This window comes from Methylocaldum gracile, assembly GCF_053646815.1.
In genome coordinates, this window is record NZ_CM132196.1 from 3,298,085 (window position 1) to 3,324,684 (window position 26,600).

Annotated in this window: 18 protein-coding genes; 11 read left to right on the top strand and 7 right to left on the bottom strand. The window is 55.7% G+C overall.

Features of this window, described 5'->3' with window-relative positions; all coding sequences use genetic code 11:
• The first annotated feature begins 333 nt into the window (after window positions 1-333).
• The 3 genes from gltB (at window position 334) to ACWJJK_RS14485 (ending at window position 7,681) form a co-directional block, all read left to right on the top strand.
• Entirely contained in the window at window positions 334-4,965 is a 4,632-nt protein-coding gene (gltB, locus tag ACWJJK_RS14475) for a glutamate synthase large subunit (RefSeq protein WP_454128231.1), read from the top strand.
• Between the two features lie 136 nt (window positions 4,966-5,101).
• Window positions 5,102-6,541: a glutamate synthase subunit beta gene (locus ACWJJK_RS14480; protein ID WP_434112179.1), complete on the top strand. Its 1,440-nt coding sequence runs from the start codon at window positions 5,102-5,104 to the stop codon at window positions 6,539-6,541.
• A 309-nt stretch (window positions 6,542-6,850) separates the two neighbouring features.
• Complete coding sequence (locus tag ACWJJK_RS14485; RefSeq protein ID WP_077729199.1) at window positions 6,851-7,681, top strand: EcsC family protein; 831 nt, start codon at window positions 6,851-6,853, stop codon at window positions 7,679-7,681.
• Between the two features lie 66 nt (window positions 7,682-7,747).
• Here ACWJJK_RS14485 and ACWJJK_RS14490 read toward each other — a convergent pair whose 3' ends face one another.
• The gene (locus ACWJJK_RS14490; RefSeq protein WP_077729200.1) at window positions 7,748-8,119 is read right to left on the bottom strand and encodes a YidH family protein; all 372 of its coding nucleotides are present in this window, start codon (window positions 8,117-8,119) and stop codon (window positions 7,748-7,750) included.
• Between the two features lie 190 nt (window positions 8,120-8,309).
• Between ACWJJK_RS14490 and adk the strand changes: the two genes are divergently transcribed.
• The 6 genes from adk (at window position 8,310) to ACWJJK_RS14520 (ending at window position 16,491) form a co-directional block, all read left to right on the top strand.
• Window positions 8,310-8,954 (top strand): adenylate kinase, encoded by a 645-nt coding sequence (gene adk / locus ACWJJK_RS14495; RefSeq protein WP_077729201.1) that lies wholly within the window; start codon window positions 8,310-8,312, stop codon window positions 8,952-8,954.
• A gap of 103 nt (window positions 8,955-9,057) precedes the next feature.
• Window positions 9,058-10,626 carry a 3-isopropylmalate dehydratase large subunit gene (leuC, locus tag ACWJJK_RS14500; protein WP_086135439.1) on the top strand — a complete coding sequence of 523 codons (1,569 nt, stop codon included), beginning with the start codon at window positions 9,058-9,060 and terminating at the stop codon, window positions 10,624-10,626.
• Window positions 10,623-11,264, top strand: coding sequence for a 3-isopropylmalate dehydratase small subunit (leuD, locus tag ACWJJK_RS14505; protein WP_077729203.1), 642 nt, complete (start codon window positions 10,623-10,625; stop codon window positions 11,262-11,264). The genes leuC and leuD overlap by 4 nt, the downstream gene beginning before the upstream one ends.
• Before the next feature lie 33 nt (window positions 11,265-11,297).
• The gene (gene leuB / locus ACWJJK_RS14510) at window positions 11,298-12,386 is read left to right on the top strand and encodes a 3-isopropylmalate dehydrogenase (protein ID WP_077729204.1); all 1,089 of its coding nucleotides are present in this window, start codon (window positions 11,298-11,300) and stop codon (window positions 12,384-12,386) included.
• Window positions 12,387-12,404: 18 nt separating this feature from the next.
• Complete coding sequence (locus ACWJJK_RS14515) at window positions 12,405-13,427, top strand: aspartate-semialdehyde dehydrogenase (RefSeq protein WP_086135438.1); 1,023 nt, start codon at window positions 12,405-12,407, stop codon at window positions 13,425-13,427.
• 127 nt (window positions 13,428-13,554) lie between these two features.
• The gene (locus ACWJJK_RS14520) at window positions 13,555-16,491 is read left to right on the top strand and encodes a FimV/HubP family polar landmark protein (RefSeq protein ID WP_454129047.1); all 2,937 of its coding nucleotides are present in this window, start codon (window positions 13,555-13,557) and stop codon (window positions 16,489-16,491) included.
• Here ACWJJK_RS14520 and mrcB read toward each other — a convergent pair.
• Entirely contained in the window at window positions 16,488-18,821 is a 2,334-nt protein-coding gene (mrcB, locus tag ACWJJK_RS14525) for a penicillin-binding protein 1B (RefSeq protein WP_347257524.1), read from the bottom strand. The two genes, ACWJJK_RS14520 and mrcB, sit on opposite strands and share 4 nt — an antisense overlap.
• Window positions 18,822-18,886: 65 nt before the next feature.
• Window positions 18,887-20,725, bottom strand: coding sequence for a putative bifunctional diguanylate cyclase/phosphodiesterase (locus tag ACWJJK_RS14530; RefSeq protein WP_077729208.1), 1,839 nt, complete (start codon window positions 20,723-20,725; stop codon window positions 18,887-18,889).
• 172 nt (window positions 20,726-20,897) lie between these two features.
• On the opposite strand from ACWJJK_RS14530, the gene ACWJJK_RS14535 reads away from it, so the two are divergent.
• Window positions 20,898-21,758 carry an HDOD domain-containing protein gene (locus ACWJJK_RS14535; protein ID WP_077729209.1) on the top strand — a complete coding sequence of 287 codons (861 nt, stop codon included), beginning with the start codon at window positions 20,898-20,900 and terminating at the stop codon, window positions 21,756-21,758.
• Window positions 21,759-21,772: 14 nt separating this feature from the next.
• Here ACWJJK_RS14535 and hemH read toward each other — a convergent pair whose 3' ends face one another.
• The 3 genes from hemH to dusA all read right to left on the bottom strand — a co-directional run bounded on the left by hemH (window position 21,773) and on the right by dusA (window position 24,362).
• Window positions 21,773-22,765 (bottom strand): ferrochelatase, encoded by a 993-nt coding sequence (gene hemH, locus ACWJJK_RS14540; RefSeq protein ID WP_347257523.1) that lies wholly within the window; start codon window positions 22,763-22,765, stop codon window positions 21,773-21,775.
• A gap of 1 nt (window position 22,766) precedes the next feature.
• Complete coding sequence (gene folE / locus ACWJJK_RS14545) at window positions 22,767-23,324, bottom strand: GTP cyclohydrolase I FolE (RefSeq protein ID WP_077729211.1); 558 nt, start codon at window positions 23,322-23,324, stop codon at window positions 22,767-22,769.
• Between the two features lie 63 nt (window positions 23,325-23,387).
• Window positions 23,388-24,362, bottom strand: a complete 975-nt coding sequence (dusA, locus tag ACWJJK_RS14550; RefSeq protein WP_077729212.1) for a tRNA dihydrouridine(20/20a) synthase DusA — start codon at window positions 24,360-24,362, stop codon at window positions 23,388-23,390.
• A 287-nt stretch (window positions 24,363-24,649) separates the two neighbouring features.
• Between dusA and ACWJJK_RS14555 the strand changes: the two genes are divergently transcribed.
• On the top strand, window positions 24,650-25,915 hold the full coding sequence (locus ACWJJK_RS14555) for a GGDEF domain-containing protein (RefSeq protein WP_454128232.1): 1,266 nt from the start codon (window positions 24,650-24,652) through the stop codon (window positions 25,913-25,915).
• 25 nt (window positions 25,916-25,940) lie between these two features.
• Here ACWJJK_RS14555 and ACWJJK_RS14560 read toward each other — a convergent pair whose 3' ends face one another.
• Window positions 25,941-26,597, bottom strand: coding sequence for an ATP synthase subunit B family protein (locus ACWJJK_RS14560; RefSeq protein WP_133716826.1), 657 nt, complete (start codon window positions 26,595-26,597; stop codon window positions 25,941-25,943).
• Between the last annotated feature and the right edge of the window lie 3 nt (window positions 26,598-26,600).

Genomic DNA, 26,600 nt, shown 5'->3' on the forward strand with positions numbered 1-26,600 from the left:
CGGCAAGCAACACCGGCTTTTTCTCGTCGACTCGGGCGGACGGTCGCGCGGCGAGCAGGTTCATTCTCTATCGAAACAAGTCGTTTCACCACCTTATTCACAACAAACACTGAGTGCGCAAGCTTGGCGCCCTTGAAAAGACCGGCCGGATTCTTTATATTTCTTGCCCATTTTGGCTAAATGGGCGGCCTCACGTCGCCATTTCGGATATTTCAAAACCAACTGCGAACACGAATTCTTGACTGTCGCGGCGGTCCATTATTGGAGCCGCAATATTCTCTTGTAAACCGCGAACCGGCAAACGACAGACCACACCCCTGACAGAGGTACACCATGAGTTTCAATGCCATACCCGCCAAGCAAGGTCTATACGACCCGCGCAACGAACACGACGCTTGCGGCGTAGGTTTCATCGCTCACATCAAAGGCCATAAGAGCCACGACATCGTCTGCAAGGGGTTGGAAATTTTAAGAAACCTGACTCACCGTGGAGCGGTTGGTGCCGATCCGTTGGCGGGCGACGGGGCCGGTATTCTCATTCAAATACCGGATGCTTTTCTCCGCGACGAATGCTCCGCACTCGGGATCGCCCTTCCGGATTACGGTCACTATGGCGTCGGCATGCTGTTTCTGCCGCGCAATCCGGAACATCGCGCGACCTGCGAACAAATCGTCGAAGATTTCATTCGCACCGAAGGCCAAACCGTTCTCGGCTGGCGCGATGTTCCGGTAGACAACTCGACGCTCGGGGAATCGGTCAAGACAATCGAACCCGTGATTCGCCAGGTTTTCGTGGGGCGGGCGGAAAGTTGCCGGGATCAGGACGCGTTCGAGCGCAAGCTGTTCGTCATCCGCAAGCAGATCGACAAGAAGATTCGTGCCTTGAATCTCGAGGAAGGCAAGATGTTCTACATCCCTTCCTTCTCGTCCCGCACTTTGGTTTACAAGGGCATGCTGCTCGCCGATCAGGTCGGCGTGTTTTACCGCGACCTCCGCAACGAGCAAATGGTGTCGGCGCTTGCCCTGGTGCACCAGCGGTTCTCCACCAACACCTTCCCGACCTGGGATCTGGCCCATCCTTTCCGAATGATCGCCCACAACGGCGAAATCAACACCTTGCGCGGCAACATCAATTGGATGGCCGCTCGACGCCATTCGATGTCATCCGAAGTTCTGGGCGAAGATCTCGACAAGATCTGGCCGCTGATCGCCGACGGCAAGTCCGATTCCGCCAGCTTCGACAATGCGCTGGAGCTTCTGGTCATGGGGGGCTATTCGCTGGTCCACGCCATGATGCTGCTGATCCCGGAAGCGTGGGCCGGCAATCCCTTGATGGACGAAAAACTCCGCGCCTTCTACGAATACTACTCGGCCCTGATGGAACCCTGGGATGGTCCGGCCGCCGTGGCCTTTACCGACGGACGGCAGATCGGCGCCACGCTCGACCGTAACGGCCTGCGTCCGGCGCGCTATCTCATCACCGACGACGACACCGTGGTGATGGCCTCCGAGATGGGCGTGCTGACCATTCCGGAACACAAGATCGTCAAGAAATGGCGTTTGCAGCCCGGCAAGATGTTCCTGATCGACCTCGAACAGGGCCGCATCATCGACGATGCCGAAATCAAATCGGAACTGGCCAATCGCGAGCCGTATCAGCAGTGGCTCAACGATACCCAGATTCAATTGGAAAAGCTGCCGGCCGAAATCGCCGCGATGCCGCCCGACTCGGAGACCCTGCTCGATCGGCAGCAGGCTTTCGGCTACACCCAGGAAGACATCAAGTTTTTCCTGACCCCCATGGCCTTGAGCGGTCAGGAACCGGTCGGCTCCATGGGCATCGATGCGGCGCTCGCGGTGCTCTCCAAGCGTTCGCGATTGCTCTACGACTATTTCAAGCAGGGTTTCGCGCAAGTTACCAACCCGGCCATCGACCCGATCCGCGAAGAACTGGTCATGTCGCTGGTGTCCCACATCGGCCCGCGGCCGAACTTGCTGGCGCTCCACAATGGCGGCAGCCACAAGCGGCTGGAAGTGCATCAGCCGATCCTGACCAATAAGGATCTGGAAAAAATCCGCCGTATCGAGGCCCGCACCGGAGGCGCGTTCAAGACCAAAACCATCAGTTTCTGCTACTCGGCCGATACCGGCGCCGGCGGCATGGAACCGGCGTTGACAGCCTTGTGCGCACGGGCCGAACAGGCGGTGCACGAGGGCAACAATATCCTGGTGCTGTCCGATCGGGAGATCGACGCGGAGCACATCGCGATTCCGGCCCTCCTGGCCACCTCCGCGGTCCATTACCACCTGACCCGGACGGGCCTTCGCACCAAGGTCGGCCTGGTTGTGGAAACCGGCGAAGCGCGCGAGGTACACCATTTCGCGCTGCTGGCGGGCTACGGCGCCGAAGCCGTCAATCCGTATCTGGCTTTCGACAGCCTGTCCGATCTGCGCGAGAAGCTGCCGGAACAGCTGTCCGAAGACGAGGTGCACAAGCGCTATATCAAGGCCATCGGCAAAGCCCTGCTCAAGATCATGTCCAAGATGGGCATCTCGACCTATCAGTCGTATTGCGGCGCTCAAATCTTCAATGCCGTGGGCTTGAGCGAAGAGTTCCTGGACGAATATTTCACCGGCACCGTCTGCACGATCGGCGGCGCGGGACTCCGAGAAATCGCCGAGGAAACCGTGCGCCGGCATCGTGTAGCTTTCAGCGATGCCCCGCTGTACCGGAATGCCCTGGACGTAGGCGGCGAATACGCCTACCGCGTTCGCGGCGAAGATCATGTGTGGACTCCGGAGACCATTTCCAAGCTGCAGCACGCCACACGCACCAACAGCTGGGAAACCTATGTGGACTACACCCGCTCGATCAACGAGCAGAGCGAACGTTTGCTCACGCTGCGCGGCTTGATGGACTTCAGGTTCGACGAACGGGAGTCGGTACCGCTGGATGAAGTGGAACCGGTCGCGGAAATCGTCAAACGCTTCGCCACAGGCGCCATGTCGTTCGGCTCGATTTCATACGAAGCCCATACCACGCTGGCGATCGCCATGAACCGCATCGGTGGCAAATCCAATACCGGCGAGGGCGGCGAATTGCCGGAACGCTTCAAACCTTTGCCCAACGGCGACTCCATGCGCTCGGCCATCAAGCAGGTAGCATCGGGCCGCTTCGGCGTGACGACCGAATATCTGGTCAATGCCGACGATCTGCAAATCAAGATTTCGCAGGGCGCCAAGCCCGGCGAAGGCGGCCAGCTGCCCGGCCACAAGGTGGATGCCATCATCGCCAAGGTGAGGCACTCCACGCCAGGGGTCGGTCTCATTTCCCCGCCGCCGCACCACGACATCTACTCGATTGAGGATCTGGCGCAGCTTATCCACGATCTTAAGAACGTTAACCCGGCCGCGCGCATCAGCGTCAAGCTGGTGTCCGAAGTGGGCGTCGGCACGATCGCCGCGGGCGTTGCCAAGGCTCATGCCGATCACGTCACCATCGCCGGCTACGACGGCGGCACCGGCGCCAGCCCGATCACCTCGATCAAGCACGCGGGGCTCCCTTGGGAAATCGGCTTGGCCGAGACCCACCAGACTCTCGTATTGAACAAGCTGCGCGGGCGCATCTGCGTGCAGGCGGACGGCGGCATGCGCACCGGGCGCGACGTCGTGATCGGCGCGCTTTTGGGCGCGGACGAATTCGGCTTCGCCACGGCGCCGCTGATCGTCGAAGGCTGCATCATGATGCGCAAATGCCATCTGAACACCTGCCCGGTAGGCGTCGCAACCCAGGACCCGGAACTCCGCAAGCGCTTCACCGGACAGCCGGAGCATGTCGTCAATTTCTTCTTCTTCATCGCCGAGGAAGTGCGCCAGCTTATGGCAAAACTTGGTTTCCGCCGGTTCGAGGAAATGATCGGGCGCTCCGACAAGCTCGATATGCGCAAGGCCATAGCCCACTGGAAAGCGGCCAAGGTCGATCTGTCCAGGATTTTGTACCGGCCGGAGCCCGGTGAGGGCGTGGCCATCTCCAATTGCGAACCGCAGGATCATGGCCTGGACAAGGCACTGGATCACAAGCTGATCGAACTGGCCCGCCCCGCACTCGACGAACGCAAGCCGGTCCGCATTGAAATGGGCGTGCGCAACTACAACCGCACGGTTGGCGCCATGCTGTCCGGCGAATTGGCGAAGCGTTACGGCCATACCGGTCTGCCCGAAGATACCATTTACATACGGATGAAAGGCACGGCCGGGCAAAGCTTCGGTGCTTTTCTGTCGGCCGGCATCACTCTGGAGCTTGAAGGCGACGGGAACGATTACGTGGGCAAAGGGCTATCGGGTGGGCGCATCGCCATCTATCCGTCCCCGGAATCTCCGGTGGTGCCCGAGGAAAACATCATCGTCGGCAATACCGTGCTGTACGGCGCCATCAGCGGCGAATGCTATTTCCGCGGCGTCGCGGGAGAACGCTTCGCGGTGCGGAACTCCGGCGCCATCGCCGTCGTCGAAGGCGTCGGCGATCACGGCTGCGAATACATGACCGGCGGCGTCGTCGTGGTTCTGGGCTCGACCGGCCGTAACTTCGCTGCGGGCATGTCGGGCGGTGTCGCCTACGTGCTCGACGAAACCGGCGATTTCGAGCATCGGTGCAACCTGGCCATGGTCGAACTGGAACCGGTTTTGGCCGAGGACATCGCCCTGGAAAATCTCGATCACCAGGGCGGCGATCTGGAAACCCACGGAATGGTGGACATCATGCATGACATGACCCGTCACGACGTTCAGCGCCTGCGAACCCTGATCGAAAAGCACCGCCGTTACACGGGCAGTGGACGAGCGAAGCAGATTCTCGAGAACTGGTCGGCTTACGCGCCGCGTTTCGTCAAGGTCATGCCGGTCGATTACCGTCAGGCGCTCGAAAAAATGCAGAAGACAAAAACGCAGACCGAAGTTCACCACTAGACGCGGGGGGGCGTGGCGTAAACGCGCCCCTCGCCGACCCGGACCGATCGGAAAAATGGAAGGCACTTCGGCAAACAAGACCCCGAGGTCTAGAGCTTTCTCGTGCAATAAAGCACAGTAACGAGGTAGAAACAGAATGGGCAAACCCACGGGATTCATGGAAATCTCACGTCAGGACAGACGCTACAAGCTGGTGGCGGACCGTCTCCAGCACTACCAGGAATTCGTCGTCCCGCTGACCGAAGAGGAAGTCAGCCGTCAAGGCGCGCGCTGCATGGATTGCGGCATTCCCTATTGTCATCAGGGCTGCCCGGTCAATAACATCATCCCCGACTGGAACGACCTCGTTTATCAAGGAAATTGGCGTGAAGCCATCGAGGTACTGCACAGCACCAACAACTTTCCCGAGTTCACCGGCCGTATCTGTCCGGCGCCGTGCGAAGCGGCCTGCACGCTGAATCTGACCGACGAACCGGTCACGATCAAAACTATCGAGTGCTCCATCATCGACAAAGCTTGGGAGATGGGCTGGGTCAAGCCGCTGATACCCCAGCATCGAACCGGCAAAAAGGTGGCGGTAGTGGGTTCCGGTCCCGCCGGTCTTGCCTGCGCGCAACAATTGGCCCGCGTCGGCCACAGTGTCGTGGTTTATGAAAAGGCCGACCGCATCGGCGGACTGCTGCGCTACGGCATACCCGATTTCAAGATGGAAAAGCATCTGATCGACCGACGCATCGCGCAAATGCAAGCTGAAGGCGTGGTGTTCCGCCCCAATAGCCATATCGGCCGAGACGTTCCGGTTCAAAAGCTGCTCGACAACTACGATGCCGTCATATTGGCCGGCGGCGCGGAAAAACCGCGCGATCTGAACGTACCGGGCCGCGAGCTCAACGGCGTTCATTTCGCCATGGAGTTTCTGCCCCAGCAGAACCGCCGCGTGGCCGGAGATACGCTTTCCGACGACACCAGCATCTGGGCGACGGACAAGCATGTCATCGTCATCGGCGGCGGGGATACCGGTTCCGACTGTATCGGCACCTCGGCACGGCACGGTGCGGCCTCCATCACCCAGTTGGAAATCCTGCCGAAGCCTCCGGAAAAGGAGAAAAAAGAGGTCACCTGGCCGAATTGGCCCAACAAGCTGCGCACGTCCAGCTCCCACGAAGAAGGCTGCGAACGTTTCTGGAGCGTCGCCACGAAGTCGATCGAAGGGGAAGACGGTCGCGTTACCCAAATCCGCTGCGTCAAGCTCGAGTGGAAGCAAGAGGGCGGACGCTGGGTTATGAACGAAATCCCCGGCAGCGAATTCACCTTGAAAGCGGACCTGGTACTGCTTGCCATGGGCTTCGTCCATCCGGTGCACGAGGGCATGCTCCAGGATCTCGGCGTGACTCTCGACGAACGGGGCAACGTCAAGGCCAATACCATAGACTATCGCAGCTCGATGGATAAGGTTTTCACCGCCGGCGATATGCGCCGCGGCCAGTCGTTGGTCGTCTGGGCCATCCGCGAAGGCCGCCAGTGCGCCCGAGCCGTCGACGAATACCTGATGGGACACTCGGATCTCCCTCGGTAAGTTCCTCCTCTCAGCCGCCGATTCATGTGTTTGATGAGTCGGCGGCTTGTCGACCAGGCGTCGAACCGCGGCGGGGTACACCCAGCCTTGTATGCCTGCCAAACTCAGCCCAGTTTTTCTCACGGCGTCGCGTCAGTCCCGCAGGCCGGATTACGTGGAACCGGCCGGAAGTGCCGCCGTCCAACTGCAATTGATCGCGCAATCCCGCCGACTCATTCCGCCGTCCGTGGCACACTGTCCAAGATCGATTTGTCCCAATACTCAGCAGCTAAAGGACAATCGCACAAACCGCAAACCGTGGAGCACGTCATGGCAAAACCATCGTTCACCCCCGAGGAACTGGAGCAACTGCGCTGGGCGTATCAGCATCTGGAACACCCCTCCTTCGCCGCGCGCCTAAGCAACGTGATCGGCACGCCGATCGAACAAACGCTCAAACTATTGCCGAAGAGCTGGCACCAACGAGTCAATAGAGCAGCCGAATTTAGTATCCGTCAGGCTATGAGCATGGCGGTAAAGACTCTCGACGCGCGCGCGGTTTCCGGAGCGCGTGACACCTACCACAAGTTTGCGGCATTCACAGCCGGAGCCGTCGGCGGCTTTTTCGGTCCAGTAGGGTTGACGGTCGAGTTACCGGTCATAACCTTGCTGATGCTGCGTTCGATTGCCGATATCGCGCGCAGCGAGGGCGAGGACTTGGATACGCTCGACGCGCGCCTCGCTTGCGTGGAGGTGTTCGCCTTGGGAGGGCGATCGACTGAAGACGATGCAACCGATACCGGCTACTATGGGTTGCGATCCACATTGGCTTTCCATTTCGCCGGTGTTGCCAATTATGGCGGAGCCTCCGGCCTCAACGTTCCTGCCGGCGTCGAGTTGATTCGCGGAATTTCCGCCCGTTTCGGCGTCGTCATTTCGGACGAGGTCGCCGTGCAGATGGTGCCGGTAGCCGGCGCCGTCAGCGGCGGCCTGTTGAACCTCGTATTCATGCAACACTTTCAGGACGTGGCACGCGGTCATTTCACCCTGCGCCGTTTGGAACGAAAATACAAGCCGGACGTTGTGCGGAAGGAATACCAGCGGATTCAAAAAGACGAAATTGAATCGATCAAGGGATTTAGCCACTTGGAAGGATGGTGAATGGATCGTGCGGGGCTCCACTTCGAACCTTATTAGGGCCTGGCGCTTTTATCTCGCTTCATCTTCTCAAAGCTCGCCATAAAACAGATAAACGATCAGCGTCATGCCGAGCAGAACGACGACCAGATTCGCGAGTATCCCCAGACCGGCCCGATAACCGCGCGGAATCTCCACGGGCTTCAGCGTTTTCAGGACCTTTCGATACTGAATCGTGGACAGTATCGCAATGACGACTCCGAAAAACACAAAAGCGATGCCGAGCCAGAACGAAATGCCTTTTTGCAAGGGCTCGCCGGGTTTCGAAAAAACCAGATGCACGAATAAACCGAAGCGCTCGATCACAAATCCGAACGCCATCCAGGCCAAGCTGGTCCGGTTCCAGGCGAGAAGAGTGCGCTCCGCCGCAAAAAATACGCGCGGGTCATTAAGCTCGGACATTCGGATAGTCTAGCGGTAATTTTGTCGAATGGATTAAACGATACGGCCACAACTGGCTCGGTCACATTGCGAAACGTACATCGGCCAGCGACCGGCGCAAGCGGTGGCTTCCCACATAAAGTGCTCAGTGTGACATTCCCGGCGCATTTGTGACAGAATTGCAAGTTTAATTAACCACGGAGTCCATGACATGCGCGTGATCCTTCTCGGAAGCCCCGGGTCCGGAAAAGGCACTCAAGCCAAAGCCATAATGGAAAAATTCAACATTCCGCAGATCTCGACGGGCGACATGCTGCGCGCTGCCGTGAGAGAAGGCACGCCATTGGGTCTCGAAGCGAAGAAGGTCATGGACTCGGGCGCCCTGGTCTCGGATGAAATCATCCTGGGACTGATCAAGGAACGCATTGCCCAGGACGATTGCAAGAACGGTTTTTTGTTCGACGGATTCCCCCGAACCATCGCTCAGGCGGAAGGGCTCGCGGAGATGGGCGTCGATATCGACCATGTCATCGAAATCGTGGTGGACGATGAGGAAATCGTCAAGCGCATGAGCGGTCGGCGCGTCCATCCTGCTTCCGGACGCACATATCATGTCATCTTCAATCCGCCCAAGGTCGAGGGACTGGACGATGTCACCGGCGAACCCCTGATTCAACGGGACGACGACAAAGAAGAAACCGTGCGCAGGCGTCTTGAGGTTTATCACGAACAGACCAAGCCATTGGTCGGCTATTACAAGCAAAAGGCCGAACAGGAAGCCGTCAAATTCTCCAGCATTGACGGCGTCGGCAGCGTTGAAGCCATTCGCGATAAGATTTTTTCGCTGTTGGAATAACTTCGGTTTATCGGACAAACCCCAACATCCATGGGAAGCCGCCCCTGAGTAATTAGCTGGAGCGCAGCATTCCCCGTGTAAAACCCGCCACTCATAAGAGCCCATGGCCGCCAAAACCCTTTATGACAAATTATGGGACGATCACGTGGTTTACTCCGAACCGGACGGATCGACTCTCATTTACATCGATCGCCATTTGATTCACGAGGTAACCTCGCCGCAGGCCTTCGAAGGGCTGAGGCTCGCGGGCCGTAAGCCCTGGCGGGTTACAGCCAATCTGGCGACGGCCGATCACAACGTGCCGACGGCCGAACGCGAACATGGCCTCAGCGACCCCATTTCACGGCTTCAGGTCGAAACGCTGGACCGGAACTGCGCCGACTTCGGCATTACCGAATTCGGCATGAACGACGATCGCCAAGGCATCGTCCACGTGATCGGCCCCGAACAGGGTGCGACCCTGCCCGGCACGACCATCGTCTGCGGCGATTCCCATACCTCGACGCACGGAGCCTTCGGCGCTCTCGCCTTCGGCATCGGCACATCCGAAGTGGAGCATGTGCTGGCCACGCAATGCCTGGTTCAGAAAAAAGCCAAGAACATGTTGGTCAAGGTGGAAGGGAAGCTCGGCCAAGGCGTCACGGCCAAGGACATCGTACTGGCCGTGATCGGCAGAATCGGCACCGCCGGCGGCACCGGATATACCATCGAATTCGCAGGATCGGCGATCCGCAGCCTATCGATGGAAGGACGCATGACCGTGTGCAACATGGCAATTGAGGCCGGAGCCCGAGCTGGACTGGTGGCCGTCGACGAGGTGACGATCGCTTATCTGAAAGACCGGCCTTATGCTCCGAAAGGGAATTTGTGGGACAAGGCGGTGGCGGCTTGGCGGCAACTTCGAAGCGACAAGGGTGCCGTATTCGACAAAGTGGTCGAGATCGATGCCGCCGCTATCAACCCCCAGGTCACCTGGGGCACTTCGCCCGAGTTGGTATTGCCCATCGATGCCGCGATACCCGACCCTGAACGGGAGCCGGACCCCGTGAAACGTGAAAGCATGAAGCGCGCCCTGCAATACATGGATTTGAAGCCCGGCACGGCCATAACCGATATTCGCATAGACAAGATTTTCATCGGTTCATGCACCAACGCCCGGATCGAGGACTTGCGCACTGCCGCCGAGGTGGTCCGCGGCCATAAGCTCGCGAGCAACATCAAGCAGGCCCTGGTGGTTCCCGGATCGGGCTTGGTGAAACGCCAGGCGGAACAGGAGGGCCTCGACCGAATTTTCCGGGAGGCAGGTTTCGAATGGCGAGACCCCGGATGCTCCATGTGCCTCGCGATGAATGCCGATCGCCTGGAACCGGGCGAGCGCTGCGCGTCCACATCGAACCGCAACTTCGAAGGACGCCAGGGCTACGGTGGCCGCACCCATCTGGTGAGTCCCGCCATGGCGGCGGCGGCCGGTATCTACGGGCATTTTGTCGACATCCGTCAACTGCCGTTGATGCCGTCTCCCGCAAGCGAACCCAAAAAAGCACCGGCCAAGAAAGCGCCGGCGAAAACCGCCGCCGCATCGAGGACGAAATCGGCTGCTGCCGTAAAAACGTCCAAACCCGCCCCTACGACCCGAAATCAGTCTGCGCGAAAGAGGAAATCCGAGCAATGAAAGCTTTTCGCCGTTTCGCGTCCAGAGTCGCCCCTTTGGACCGCGCCAACATCGACACCGACGCGATCATTCCTAAACAATTCCTGAAATCCATTCGCCGCAGTGGTTTCGGTCCCTATCTATTCGACGAGTGGCGCTACCTGGATCGCGGCGAACCCGACATGGATTGCTCGTATCGCCCTTTGAACCCGGATTTCGTGCTCAATCAACCGTGCTACTTCAGGGCGCGAATTCTGTTGACGCGCGAGAATTTCGGCTGCGGCTCGTCGCGCGAACATGCGCCCTGGGCTCTGGCAGATTATGGTTTCCGCGTAATCATAGCCCCGAGCTTTGCCGATATTTTCTACAACAACTGCTTCAAGAACGGCATTCTGCCCATCGTACTCGATGCCGAAATCGTCGACCGCCTTTTCGAGCAAGCGGGTCCCGGCGTCGATCTCACCGTAGATCTGGAAACACAGACGATCGCCACCCATTATGGCGACAAAATCCATTTCGAAATCGATCCTTCGCGGAAATACCGCCTGCTCAACGGCCTGGACGACATCGGCCTGACCCTTCAGCATGCCGACAAGATCCGGGCTTACGAAGCGAGCCGCCGCCAAACCGCGCCTTGGCTGTTCCCGGAATACGCTTAGTTTCCAAAAAACAAAGAGAGACTCATCAATCGCATGACCAAGAAGATCGCAGTGCTGCCCGGCGACGGCATCGGCCCGGAAATCGTCGCCGAGGCATTAAAGGTGCTTGACTGCCTGAGACAGGAATTCGGGCTTGACATTGAAACTGAAGACGCTTTGATCGGCGGTGCCGCATACGACGCCAAAGGCACGCCGTTTCCGGAAGAAACCCTGACCCTGGCGAAAGCGGCCGATTCCGTGCTTTTGGGCGCGGTCGGGGGTCCGAAATGGGAACCGCTGGACTATTCGGTGCGACCGGAACGCGGCCTTCTGGGAATACGTGCCGAATTGGAACTGTTCGCGAATCTTCGCCCAGCGATTCTCTATCCCCAGTTGGTCGCCGCTTCGACGCTGAAACCGGAAGTGGTCTCGGGACTCGATATCATGATCATCCGCGAACTGACCGGCGGCATCTACTTCGGCAAACCGCGGGGCCGCCGCATCAATGAAAAGGGCGAACGGGAAGGCTTCAACACCTTGATTTACAGCGAATCGGAGATCCGCCGCATCGCCCATATCGCGTTCCAGATCGCTCAAAAGCGCAACAAACGGCTGTGCTCCATCGACAAAGCCAACGTGCTGGAGTGCACCGAACTGTGGCGCGAGATCGTGATCGAGGTCGGCCGCGAGTATCCGGACGTCCAGCTCAGCCATATGTACGTCGATAACGCCGCGATGCAGCTGGTGCGCGCGCCCAAGCAGTTCGACGTCATGCTGACCGACAATATGTTCGGCGATATCCTTTCGGACTGTGCCGCCATGCTGACCGGCTCCATCGGCATGCTGCCTTCGGCGTCGCTCGACAAAAACGGCAAGGGCATGTACGAGCCCATTCACGGTTCGGCACCGGACATCGCCGGCAAGGGCGTTGCCAACCCCATCGCCACCGTACTGTCGCTGGCCATGATGCTGCGTTACAGTTTCAACGATGCCGCCTCCGCAGACCGGATCGAAAACGCGGTGATAGCCGCTTTGGACGCAGGCTACCGAACCGCCGATATCTACTCCGAAGGCATGAAGAAGGTCGGAACCGCCGATATGGGCGATGCCATCGTATCCGCTTTACGATCATTGAACCGCTAATCCCGAACGAGTTTCCCCATGAGCAAGACTTACGATATTGCAGTATTGGGCGCCACCGGCGCGGTGGGCGAGACCATGCTGTCCATCCTGGAGGAGCGCAACTTTCCCGTTGGCCAGGTGTATGCCCTGGCCAGCGCACGCTCCGCCGGCCAGCGCGTGGAATTCAAAGGCGGCTATCTCACCGTGCAGGATGTGGCCGAGTTCGATTTTTCCAAGGCACAGATCGGCCTGTTTTCCGCAGGCGCATCGGTTTCCGCCGTTTACGCCCCTAAAGCTGCGGCAGCCGGCTGCGTGGTCGTGGACAACACCTCCTGTTTCCGCTACGAGACGGATATCCCCTTGGTCGTGCCGGAAGTCAATCCGGAGGCCATCGGGCAGTACAAGCCCCGGGGAATCATCGCCAATCCGAATTGCTCCACGATTCAGATGCTGGTCGCTTTGAAGCCGATCTACGATGCTGTCGGCATCGAGCGAATCAACGTCTGCACCTATCAGGCGGTATCCGGAACCGGAAAAAAGGCCATCGAGGAACTCGGCAAGCAAACCGCTTTATTGCTTAACGGCAAACCGATCAACCCCGAAGTCTATCCGAAGCAGATCGCTTTCAACGCCATCCCCCAGATCGACGTCTTCATGGATAACGGCTACACCAAGGAAGAGATGAAGATGGTATGGGAAACCCGCAAAATCATGGGCGACGACAGTATCCAGGTGAACCCGACTACGGTGCGGGTACCCGTATTTTACGGCCACTCCGAGGCGGTCCATATCGAGACTCGGGAAAAAATCACCGCTGCGCATGCGCGGGAATTGCTCAGCCGTGCTCCGGGAGTGGCGGTGATCGACGAACACAAGCCCGGCGGCTATCCGACTGCGGTTACCGACGCAGCCGGGCACGATGCCGTTTATGTCGGACGCATCCGCGAAGACATTTCCCACCCGCGAGGTTTGGATCTTTGGGTCGTAGCCGACAACGTACGAAAAGGCGCGGCGCTCAACAGCGTACAAATCGCCGAGGTGCTGGCAAAAACATACATCTAGGCTAAGCTTTCCTTCAGCAATCTAGGCAGCTCCCGCCACCATGAATGGCGGGAACGATTGGACAAAGGAGCGGCAATAAGTGCGTAAGTTATCAAAAACCTTGGCGATGATGAGTCTACTGGCCCCAATGGGAGCGAGTGCGCTAGGTATTGGAGACATCAGGCTACGCTCCGCCCTGAATCAGTCGCTAAACGCCGAGATTCCGCTAGTTCTTTCCGGCGGGGATTCCCTGGCGGACGTCAAAATCGCTTTGGCGTCCCCGGAAGCGTTTGCCAAGGCCGGCTTGGAACGGCACTATTTTCTCACCAAACTGCGTTTTACCGCCGTGCAAAAACCCGATGGCAGCTATGCCATCGAGGTGAGTTCGAACGATGTCATGCACGAACCGTTCGTCAGCTTCTTGGTAGAGGTCAATTGGCCGCGCGGGCGCGTAGTACGTGAATATACCGTACTGCTGGACCCGCCTGCCACCTTCTCCGATCGCGCGCTCGTCGACTCACGATCTCCATCGGTATTCGAGCAACCGAACGATGACCACCCGCAAACTGCGGATGCCCAGGTTTCGCCCCGCAAGTCCCAGCCCCGTGCTTCGACGGCAAGCGCTTCATCCGAGTCCGAAAGTCCGATCCAAGGTTCTGAATACGGGCCAGTCAAAAGAGATTCCACGCTTTGGGAAATCGCCAAACAGGTAAATCGCGACCCAAGCATCGCTCAGGAACAAATGGTCGTCGCCCTTTACCGGCACAACCCACATGCGTTTTATGGAGACACGCCGGACACTTTGAAGGCAGGAGAAACGCTGAAAATTCCCGATCGCGAATTTGTTCTGCAATTCACCAGCTCGCAAGCGCGGGATGAGCTTTATCGATCAAGCAGTCGGACTGGGAAAGTCGCAAGCCGCAGTAACAAGGCACAGAGCTTGGGCGCTGTGACGGGCTCCGCGACACAGCCGACGCAAACTCAGCTCAAATTGTTAGCCGCATCCGATACCAAGACGAAAGATGAAGAAGCGGTCGCAGGAAGCACGGATGGCGCCGGGAAATCCAAGGGAGAAATTGCGCTCGAAATCGCAGAGACGCTCAAACAGGAAAACGAGGATCTCCGTTCCCGCCTGACTCAGCTCGAGCAGCAACTGACGGAGATGCATCGTCTCTTGACCCTGAAGAACGAACAGATTGCGCTGCTGCAAGAACCACAGGCACAACAACCTTCGACCGAATCGGCGAAGAAAGAGCCCCCTAATCCGGAACAGCTAACAGCTCAAACGACACCGGCTCCGGAAGCACAGAAGCCGGTGGAGCCATCCACCCAGCCGGCGAATCCGCCGACTTCTCCAGAGACGGTTCCAGAAACGCCTCAAACACCCCAACCCACCGCCGTCCAGACCGAGCAGCCGAAGGTCGAGGCGCCTAAGCCCGTTCCTGCCGCGCCGCCGCAGCCTGAACAGAGCAGCATTTGGGACGACTTGTTCGATCAGCCGACCTATCTCGGTGCCGCAGCAGGAGGTCTGATGTTGCTGGCGGTCATACCATGGCTGCTTGCCCGTCGCCGTGCGGCCATGATCGAAGAGACCGAAAGCATCTTGCTTGCGACCGAGAAAGAAAACCTGCAAAAGGCGAAAAAAGCGGAGTCCAAATTCAACTCCACAATCTCGGAACCGACGACCGCTACAAAAACCTCTTTTCTGAGCGAATTCACGCCGAGCGATTTTGACGCCTTAGGAGCCGAGGCGGACGAAGTCGACCCGATTTCGGAAGCCGATGTATATCTCGCTTACGGCCGTTACAAGCAGGCGGAGGATTTGATCCGGAACGCGATAGAGCAGTACCCCGAACGAGACGAATGCAAACTCAAGCTTCTGGAAATTCATTACGCCACCGAGAACCGAGAAGCTTTTGAGCGTTTCGCCCAGGAACTCAAAAGACAAGGTAAAGACGGCGATGCCGACTTCTGGGAAAACGTGGTTGAAATGGGACGGGAATTATGTCCCGGAAACTCGCTGTTTAGCGCGTCGCCATCGTCCAGCCGACCTTTGGCTCTTGATGCGAATGCAAGGGATATCCTGGGCTCTATCGATCTTACCGATGAACTCATCGAGGATCTGAAGCGCTTCGATAGCGAGGTGGCCGAAACATCGACATCCGCAGAGGAAAAGCGTGTTTCTCTCGACTTCAATTTCGATGCGCAAAACCCAGATGAAGATCAGGCAATTGCCGCCGAGCACCCCGTCATGGAATTCGATGTCGACGATCTTCGGAGCGAAACCCCTTCCGTCGTCACAGCTCAGCCTGAAGATGAATCTCCAGAACTCGAAAATCTCATCGTCTTTGAGACCGACAAGCCGGGGTCCAATTCCCGAAAAGAACCCATAACACAGGGTTCGGAGAACAGCATTGACGATATCTTGCTCGAGCTAGCGGCCAATGCACAGCACAAAGACAAGCCGGAGTCTGACGACGCCTCATCCGGCAATGAAATGTTTGATTTCGATTTCAGTTCCTTCGGCCTTGAGGACTCTGAAGCCAACTCAAAGGAGCCCGAGAGTGAGCTGCCGAAACTTGACAACCTGATTGCTTTTGACGCGGGCAAACTGAAAGCTCATCCTGAAACTAAAACGCACGAAGAAGCGGATCAATCCATAGACGACCTATTGCATGAGCTGAATAAAAGCAGTGTACCGCAAGATGACGTATCCAAATCGGACCGCGTAGCGTCCATTTCGAATCTCGAAACATCGGATTTCAATTTCGAGCTTGACTTGGCTTCGTCTGTTCAAGCGGAAAGCGAAGCGCTAAACACGGAAAATCTGGAGAATCTTTCAGATGAGAACGAGGATCAGTACGCGCCGTTGACCGACATGGACCAGTTGGAAACCAAACTGGATTTGGCTAAGGCTTATGCGGACATGGATGATAAGCAGTCGGCGCTGGACATGCTCAAGGAAGTTCTGGAAATGGGCAATGAGCAACAGAAAACGGAGGCGAGAGCGCTGATGGGCAGATTAAGCATACAAGACGCTCAGCCGGAACCCATATCTCTCGCTAGCCCTGGCCGCCGGACCTAAAATAGACGCCTAAACCAAGAGTCGACTCCTTCCGGTGGATTCGACAGCCGACCGCATGGCGAAACGTCTGTCGGGGCAGAACCCGCAATAAACGGATAGCGAATCGCACTGGGGCAGCTTTCATCTGATCTCAAGCCATTTGCACGATCGATCCAAACGAAATCGACGTTTTCGGGCGGCTCCAGCTCAAGCGACTCCTTACTCACTTTTTGCATGGTAGATGCCCAAACCGGTAACGCGCCCTGGGCGCCGGTTAGCTTTGCCGGCTGGTTGTCGTCACGCCCGACCCAGACTACGCCCACATAATCGCCGGTAAATCCAGCAAACCAACTATCTCTGAGATCATTGGTCGTTCCAGTTTTTCCGGCGCAGTCGAAATGGGAAGGCAAATAGGCATAGGCAAATTTCCCGGTACCCTCCCGCATGACTTCCTGCAGGATCGTATCGACCAAATAAACTGCCGCTGAATCGATTGACTGCTTGACACTGAGGCCGTATCGCTGCAGGGTCTTCCCCTCTTGTGAAACAACCGCCTGAATCGCCCTTAGCGGAACCACAAAGCCGTCGCTGGCCAGGGTTTGATACATTTGGGCGACTTCAAACGGGGTTAGCGAGGCGGTGCCCAGCAACAGCGACGGAACCAGCTCCACCGACTTCTCAACCCCTAATTTCCGTAAGGTTTCCGCGGTACGGGCAATCCCGACATCCATGCCTAAATTAACTGTCGCCAGATTAAAGGAATGCGCTAAGGCTTTATGCAAAGGAATTATGCCGTGCTCCCGATTATCGTAATTCTTCGGTGTCCACGGCCGGCCGCCGGGATTCCTGATCCGAACCTCCATGTCTTGCAGCGGCGACATCAGCGTGTAGCGTTGCGGATTCTCCAATGCCGTCAAATAAACGACGGGTTTATACAGTGAACCTATTTGGCGTTCTGCGTCCAATGCGCGATTGAACCCGGAATTCTGCGGGTCTCTTGATCCCATTAAAGCGGCTACTTCGCCGGTAGCGCGGCGAGTAAACACAACGGCGGTTTCCAGTTGCGTCGTCCGGGTCTGTTTGTCGAGCTTTTTCAGCGTTGTCTCGACGGCCGATTCAAGATAGTGCTGCGCGAATATGTCGAGTGTCGTGAAAAGCTGGAGCCCTTCCGAGGTCAAGTCTTCGGGACGATATTCCTGCTGCAACTGACGCTTGACCAAATCCAGGAAAGCCGGATAGCGGCTGATGGCTTGGTGCGGATTCTTCACCACATCCAGAGGCTTTGCCTTAGCCTCCTCGGCCTGGCTCGCTGCAATCTGCCCTTGTTCCACCATCTCGTCCAATACCAGGTCCCTACGCTTCCTTGCCTTTTCCGGCCATCTAAACGGGTCGTAATAGGATGGCCCTCGCACCAGAGACACCAACAGAGCAACATGATGCAGTTCCAGCTCTTCCAGCGATCGGCTGAAATAGTACTGGCTGGCCAAACCGAACCCGTGTATCGCTCGGGCACCGTCTTGACCGAGATAAATTTCATTTAGATAAGCTTCCAGAATTTCATCCTTGGAATAACGCGCCTCCAATACCAATGCCATGACCAGCTCGTTAAGCTTGCGCCACCAGGTGCGCTCAGAGCTTAGAAAAAAGTTCTTTACCAGCTGCTGAGTCAAGGTGCTGCCTCCCTGCACGATTCCCCCCGCGCGAATGTTGGCCCACATCGCCCGAAGAATGCCGCGAGGCGAAATTCCGAAATGCTCGTAGAAATCCCGGTCTTCCACCGAGAACAGGGCCTTTAAGAGAAGCTCCGGCGCTTGATTGAGCTTGATCAATATACGATCTTCCTTCAGAGCCGGATAAAACGTCCCGATTTGGACCGGGTCCAAACGAAACAATGCCAGGGGCTTGGCGTCTTCGGGGTCGCTAACCGAACTTATTTGCCCGGCATCGAATCGCACCCGTATGTTGCGAGAGTTTTCTAGTTTGTCCCAGAACCGAAAATCGCGCGTCTTCAGCGTATACTCGGCACCCTTCCTGAAATAAGTACCCTGCGATAACAAGCTCGGATCGTTTCTGTATTTCAGCTGCTCCAATAACCATTCGAGCCGATCGGCACTCATCTCGTAACCGGCGAACAACTCGACGGGGCTGGCGTAAACCCGGGCCGGCAAAGACCAGCGCTTACCCTCGAATTGCTGACGGACCGTGTGGTCCACATAGGCCAGATATCCGACGATGATCGCGATCACGAAGGGAGACAAATACAGTGCGATGCGCCGAAATGACGCGTTCAGAAAAGACAAGATGGACGACCGTTTTTTGCGTGGCGTCTTGCCGCGTCTGGTGTTTTGCATGGGATAAAAAATATGCCCGTCAGGGCTTAATCAACTGGACCGGAAACTAAAAACAGCGGATTCGGCTAGGCAGCTTGAGTCGACTGCGAAGAACCGGCGATCTCGTTAATCGAGATAGTCGTTTTGTCGAGTAGATGGGGTTCCGGCTTACCGATCAGATAACCTTGGACATAATCTATGCCGAGCGTTTTTAAGAGAGAAAGAACCTTCGGGTTTTCCACAAATTCGGCGATGGTCCTTTTTCCCAGCTTCCGAGCGATATCGATCATTGCCTTGACAAGTACCTGGTCTGTTTCATCATGAAGCAGGTTTTTTATGAACTGTCCATCGATTTTCAAATAATCGACTGGAAACTTTTTGATGTAATCGAACGAACTAAAGCCGGCACCAAAGTCATCCAAGGCAAAATGGCATCCCAGCGCCCTTATGCGGGCAATCATTTCCCGAGTTTGCTGATAATTCGCGACAGTCGCGGTTTCGGTAATCTCGAATGCAAGCCGAGACGCGGAGATCCAGGTCATTTCCAATTTTTGTTTAATCAGGGGTAACAAGGACTGATCTTGAAATGCAACACCCGACAAATTTATCGTTAGACTGACATGCGACTGGTGTTCCGGCAGAGAGGCCAGGAAATCGATTGATTTATCGACCACCCACAGGTCGATATGGTGAATCAAACCCATGCGCTCGGCGACCGGAATGAATTCTCCCGGCGAGAATATATCCGAACGCTTGCCCCTCATCCGGATCAAGACCTCGTAGTGCGTAATGGCACCGTCCTTGACCCTGACAACCGGCTGAAAAACCAGAAAAAACCGATTTTCCATCAAGGCTTCCCGGATCAGCGGAACCCATAAGATGTCGCTTCGCCGCGTGCAAGCCTCGGTATCTTTGTCGTTATACAACTGAACCATGTTACGCCCGTTCGCCTTCGCTGCGTAACAGGCCTGATGCGCTTCGGCAATCAGCACACTCGGATGACTGGCCATCCTCCGCGATTCCAGCAGGGCCACACCGATACTGGCCGATATATGATAACTGTCTTGTCCGGTAACGAAGCGAAAACCATCCATGGCTTGGCGGAGCCGTTCAGCGATGGACAATGCCTCCTGCTGTTTGACGTTTTCTAGAAAGATACAAAACTCGTCAGCTCCGATCCTGGCTGCGATGTGGTCCGAATCGAGCGTGCCGTGCAACAGGCTGACCGTCTCCACTAATAAACGATCGCCGGTCTCGTGTCCCTCAAGATCATTGATCATGTTGAACCGATCAAGATCCAGGTACAGCAATGCACCTTCCTGATCGAAGTTCCGGCACCGGTGGATGGCTAGCTGAAGTTTCTTTTCCAAGCTGCGGCGATTTGCAAGGCCGGTCAACTCATCGTGGGCCACGAGATATTTGAATCGGGCCTCCATGATTTTGCGTTCGGAGAGTTCGTTTAAAAGTTGCTCTTCTTGGCTACGTCTCAGGTGACGCTCGTTTCTGAGTATCAAACTCATGTTAACCAAGGGGATAAAATCGCGTCCGCGAATAGGCTTGGTAATCAGACTGACGCCTTGCCTGCTCAGCTGGGTTAGGCGGCGTACTTGCGTGCTGTCCAATTCGACCGATTCTTCAGTAAAAATGATAGCGGGAATGCCGATTCCCTCGTCTATCGAGGAAAAAGACAGGCAAAACTCGTCAATCTGACATTCGGGCAGGCTACTATTAAGAATAATAAGTCCGATTTCTTCAGGGCTCCGCTGGAATTTTCTCAATTGCTCAAGAAGCTCTCTTCCATTAGAGACCGCTACGAAATTCACGAAACCGGCTTCGGATAGGATTAACTCGACTTGGGCACGATGACGCTCATTATGCTCACCGATAATAATTAACTTTTCGCCGAACTGGTTGGTTGGCGTCATAGCACCCGATAAAAACCTGAAGCTCAGTTAGAATAAAGGAGGCAATTGGAACTCGCGTCACATATAAAGTCTTCCATGAACCAACTGCGATATAGATGCCACTTATCGGCGTATCAGTCAAATCAAATTAACGACAGGATAGTATTAGGTATGCGCATCAAGAGCTAAAGCGATGTATGCATTCACCCCACTTAGCGTCCGCGTAATTTTGAATGGGAACGTGCAATTAGCTTCCCCGCCGGAGTTATTCTTAAAACTGAATGAACTACTGGATAACCCGGGGGCCGATCTGCGCGATGCCGGCACACTGATTGAAAATGATCCTGGTCTCACAGCAAGGCTGCTACGGGTCGTCAATAGCGCCTTTTATGGAATTCCGACCAAAGTCACCTCCATTCATCGTGCACTCAATATCGTCGGCATCCACGAAATTCGGAGTTTGGTATTAACTACTTTAGTGATCGATAAATTTTCATCTTTAACCAATACCTTGATGACAATGAAGGAATTCTGGGCCATGAGCGTGCGCTGTGCGCTATTGGCAAGATTATTCGCGAGTTGTCATCCCTTTGGCGAACGTCTAAAGGCCGTATTTCTATGTGGACTATTACATGAAATAGGGCGATTGGTCGTATATCACCGCCTTCCGGAATTGGCCCGTGCCGCGGCACTTTTAGCGGAATCGGAGAACATAAGCTATCAGGAAGGAGAAAGACGAGTTATCGGATTCGACCATTATCAGGTCGGCGCCGAATTGGCTCGGCTATGGAAGCTGCCGGAGATCATCGCCGTGACTATCGAGCACCACGATACGCCGGAAAATGCCGACGTGTTCAGTTGCGAAGCAGCCCTGGTCGCTCAGGCACAATCCTTTGTTTATTCACGCTATTCTAACCATGCATCACGCGACACCACAGTAACCGACATGGACAAGCCGAGTCTTTTCGGCACTGACATCGCAACTGCGAATGAGTTGGCCCAAAAACTCGACGAACAATTCAATCAAGTATTCAAGCTTATTTATGCCGGTTGAGCGACTTTTTCCTTTTACCGCAAGTGCTCTGTAATCAAACCAGCCAGGACGCGGCCATGTTCCGGACTATCGTTCAGTGCTGGGATTAACCGATACTGGGCACCACCCGCTCTTTCAAAGACCTCCTTGTTGGTAATGCCGATCTCCTCCAAGGTTTCCAAGCAGTCCACGGCAAATCCCGGGCAAACGACATCGACGTCCTTAACGCCCTTTTGCGGCAGTGCTTTTAGCACATCGACGCAATAAGGCTGAAGCCACCGCCCCGGGCCGAAACGGGACTGAAAAACTAACTGCCAAGCATTCTCCGGAAGCTTCAGTTCAGCCGCGATCAGCTTTGCGGTCGTACGACATTGCTCATGGTAAGGATCGCCTAGGGAGCGGCTTCGTTCCGGTAAACCGTGAAATGAAAACAACAAAAAATGAGGTCCGCCATTGTCGCGCCAGAAATCTTCGATTCGGTTCGCCACAGCCCGGATATACGCCGGATAATCATGATAGTCGCTGACGAATCTGGTCTCCGGAACATATCTCCAATTCTTCAACACCGAGGCGACCGCATCGAATACGGTCCCGGTACTCGGTGACGAATACTGGGGATACAACGGCAAAATCAGAAGTCCATCGACCCCGGCGCTATTCAACTTCTCCAATTTTTCCCGAATTCCGGGTTTACCGTAGCGCATCGCCACCTCTACCAGGATTTCCCCAGCCGTTCTCGCCGAGATCTCGGCTTGCACCGATCGAGTCAAATCCGTGCTGAACACCAGTAACGGGGAGCCTCTGTCGGTCCAGATCGACCGATACGCTCGTGCCGACTTGGATGGCCGCACCCGCAAAATCACGCCATGAAGGATCATCCACCAAATTGGCCTCGGCAGTTCCACGACACGGGAGTCCCATAGGAACTCGCCCAGATAGCGTCGGACTGCGGCCGTGGTTGGAGCCTCGGGCGTACCCAGATTGACCAAAAGCACACCCCAACGGTGGGATTTCCCTGCTTCTGTCACGCTATTTTCTGTTGATAAGATCCAGAAACTCCGAACGGGTACTGATTTGTTTGCGGAACAAACCCAGCATGGATGAGGTGGTCATAACCGAGTTTTGTTTCTCGACGCCTCGCATCATCATGCACAGATGCTTGGCTTCGATTACTACGGCAACCCCCGCGGGATCGATCGCGGTCTGAATGGCGTCCGCAATTTGTTTGGTCAATCGCTCCTGGATCTGAAGACGGCGAGCGTACATTTCGACGATGCGCGCGATCTTGGAAAGCCCGATCACCTTACCCTTAGGCAGATAAGCGACATGGCATTTACCGATGAACGGCAGAAGATGGTGCTCGCACAATGAATACAATTCGATGTCCTTCACGATCACCATATCCTCCGTATCCGCCTCGAAAACGGCATTATTGAGGACACGCTCGAGGCGCTGATTGTAGCCGCTATTGAGAAAACGAAAAGCCGCCGCCGCCCGCTTAGGCGTATCCACTAGTCCTTCTCGGGTAATATCCTCCCCAAGAGATTGTATGATTTGGGAAAAAAGATGCTCCATTACGTTTTGCATGATTGATGTCGCTAATAGTGATCGGTAAGTATATCGCGCAGGAATGCGCCATGTCTTTCTCGATCAAACGCATATTGACTCTTCGCAATAGCGGGTGGCTTCGAGAAGCACATCCGCTCCCGCATTTGCTTTCGTCGCATGCTGGCTAAGATGCCGACGCCATGCCCGCCCGCCGGGCATACCGTGATACAACCCTAAAATGTGCCGAGCGATGGCTTGTAAACGTACGCCCCGCCCCAATTCCGTTTCGACATACGGCAACAGCGCTTCGACCACTTGACGCCGGGAGCGGACCGGACGGTCATCGCCGAAAAATCGCCGGTCGGCCTCTGCAAGCAAGTACGGTTGATGGTAGGCCGCTCGTCCTATCATCACACCGTCGAACCGCTCAAGATGCAGCCCCGCCTGATCCAGATCGACGATACCGCCGTTCAGGATGATTTCGAGTGCCGCATAATCGTCTTTGATTCGATCGACCACATCGTATCTTAGCGGTGGTATTTCCCGGTTCTCCTTAGGCGATAAGCCTTTAAGCCACGCTTTTCTGGCATGGATGACAAAGGTGTGACAACCGCCGGACGAGACGATCTCGACGAAGCGCGCGAGATCCTCATAGGAGTCCTGCTCATCGATGCCTATTCGGGTTTTGACTGTGATCGGAAGCGATACGGCACCGGCCATCGCGGCCACGCACTCGGAAACCAACTCGGGGTCGGCCATCAAGCATGCACCGAACCGCCCATTCTGCACCCGATCGCTCGGGCATCCGACATTGAGATTAATCTCATCATATCCATACGCTTCGGCAATTCTCGCACACTCGGCAAGATCCGAAGGGTTGCTGCCGCCTAATTGAAGCGCCAACGGCTTTTCGGCGGGGTGGAAGCCGAGCAAGTGGTCGCGATTCCCGAACAAAATCGCACCGGCGGTGACCATTTCGGTATAAAGCAGCACCCGCCGAGAAATTAGGCGTACAAAATAGCGAAAATGCCGATCCGTCCAATCCAGCATCGGGGCTATGCTCAAAACTCTCTGCATATGGATGGTCGTCTTAAGGAAGTGGAAAACAGGCTGTAGCCTTAAGGATTGATTAGCAAGCGATTACCGGTAGAATGAATCGCGGCTTTTTCGACAAAAATACAATGGGAATTTCTTAGATCGGGACTGTGAAAGCCACTCCTTGTTTCCAGCCAGGACACACTAGACTGTAGCTATTTGTCGCATTCGATGTTCAGAGTATCGTGTCGGAATTTAACTTCTTTGACCTTAACACTTGATAAGTCATGAAATCGCGGCCGGCCGATTTCGAACGGATACTCTCCAATTTGCACGCGTTAAGGCGTTACCCGTCCGAACCTCTTCTTATCGATCATATTCAAAATAGTTTCGAGTCGCTGACCCAAATTCATAACGCGAGGGAAACCCGTTACCGCGCCCTTGTTCAACAACTTCTCCGTTATGTTGAACAATTGGTTTCCGACAGAAGCCAGTGGCTCGCGCGACGAATCGAGTTTCTCCAAACTCTGCTCAGTCCGTCTTTATCCTTAGCGGAATTAAACACCTTAATTAAAGGCGTTGAAGACCTCAAACATTCTTTGTTCCAATCCAATTTTGCCTTTTCCGATCGAATCATAGGAGACCATGAACCCTCGCCCGACAAACCGGACGTGATTGCACAAAGGGCTAAGGCCACAGAAATCCATGTGACGACTTCCGAAAAGACATCACATAACATGGACCCCGCGCCGCCGCCTCGCGAAGGACAAAGCGTAGGAATGGCCGAAATCCACAAGTCGTTGACGGCAAGCCTTAACGAAGTTGATGATGCAAATCTACATTCCGGCCAGTTGCTGAAGAATATCGCTCAGGCGTTGAGCCATCCGGAAAATTTTTTGCTCACCGATACGGCGCGATCTGGACTTCTAAAGCAGACCGACGCTTTGTTAAACGAACATCAACATCAGGCCAAACAAATCGACATTATCCGAGCTTATCTCGATTTGCTGGAGACGAATAATCGAAAGACCGATCTGGAATTCACACGAGTTCGCCAACTGAGCCTTACGGATGAATTAACCGGGCTTTCCAATCGGCGAGCCTTCCTGAATCGGCTGGAGGATGAGATCGGACGCGTGCAACGTTACTACACCCCTTTGGCCTTGGCCATGGTGGACCTCGACGGATTCAAGGAAATCAATGACCGTTACGGCCACGCTGCAGGCGATGAAGTTCTCAAAATTTACGCCCAAAAAATCCTTCCTGCATTTCGCCGTCACGACCACGTAGCCCGTTTCGGCGGCGAAGAATTCATCGTACTGCTTCCCAACACCGAGCTGGATGGCGCTTTATGGGCGCTCAAGAAAATTCAGGCGCAGGTCCACCGAACCACGTTTTCAATTGGCGGCACGGCCATGGCTTTGCCGACTTTCTCCGCCGGCATCACCGTGTACGTGTCAAACGAATCGGCGGATTCCTTCATCAGGCGGGCCGACTCTGCAATGTATCGCGCCAAGGGGATGGGAAAAAACCGGATCGAAGCCGAGCATGTCAAAAAGGGGCATCACGAGAATCGTGACTCGTCGAATACCTAAATATTCCTGAGGTCCAGACCAGGCATCAATCGCCGGGCTTCTTTGCCAGCATCGGAACAGCGGTCATTCCCGAGTGGAGGCGATACGCCCGACTCCGCTGTCTCAACCAATAGCCACTGATGAGAACAGTGGTCGTTGCGAGACTGGCGGCACAAAAGTAAAGCAGGTTCTTTACCTGCAAAACCTCATCCATAAGCTCTTCGTTACGGACTACTCCCGAACCGGGTAACCGCCGGAAACGGGAATGCTCGATCTCGGTGTTGTCGAACGCATTGGCTCCGCCGGCTTCGGCATAACCTTCCAACAGCACCAGATCGCTCTTTAATTGCTCAAAGGCCTCGAGATCCGCGGAACTGACCGCTCCCGCCTCAATGTTCTTCTGAAGGGTTTTAAGTCTCATTTCGACCGATTCGGCCAAGAGAATGCCGAACTTGCGTTGCAGCGCTTCCATTTGCTGGTTGATCGCCTTGATCCGGGCGTGACCTTCCGTTGGACCGGCTACCGTGGTTTCAAGACGCGTCGATAAATAATAGAGAATGACCAACGAACAGAGACAAACCGCAAGCAAGGCGACAAGCACTTGCGGAGCTCGCCACCAAGCGGCCGACACTGGATACCGAACCGTAGTCCCGGCGCGCAATGCTGGCGCAGTCGTCGACTCGCTCTGATATCTTTCGTACACCCC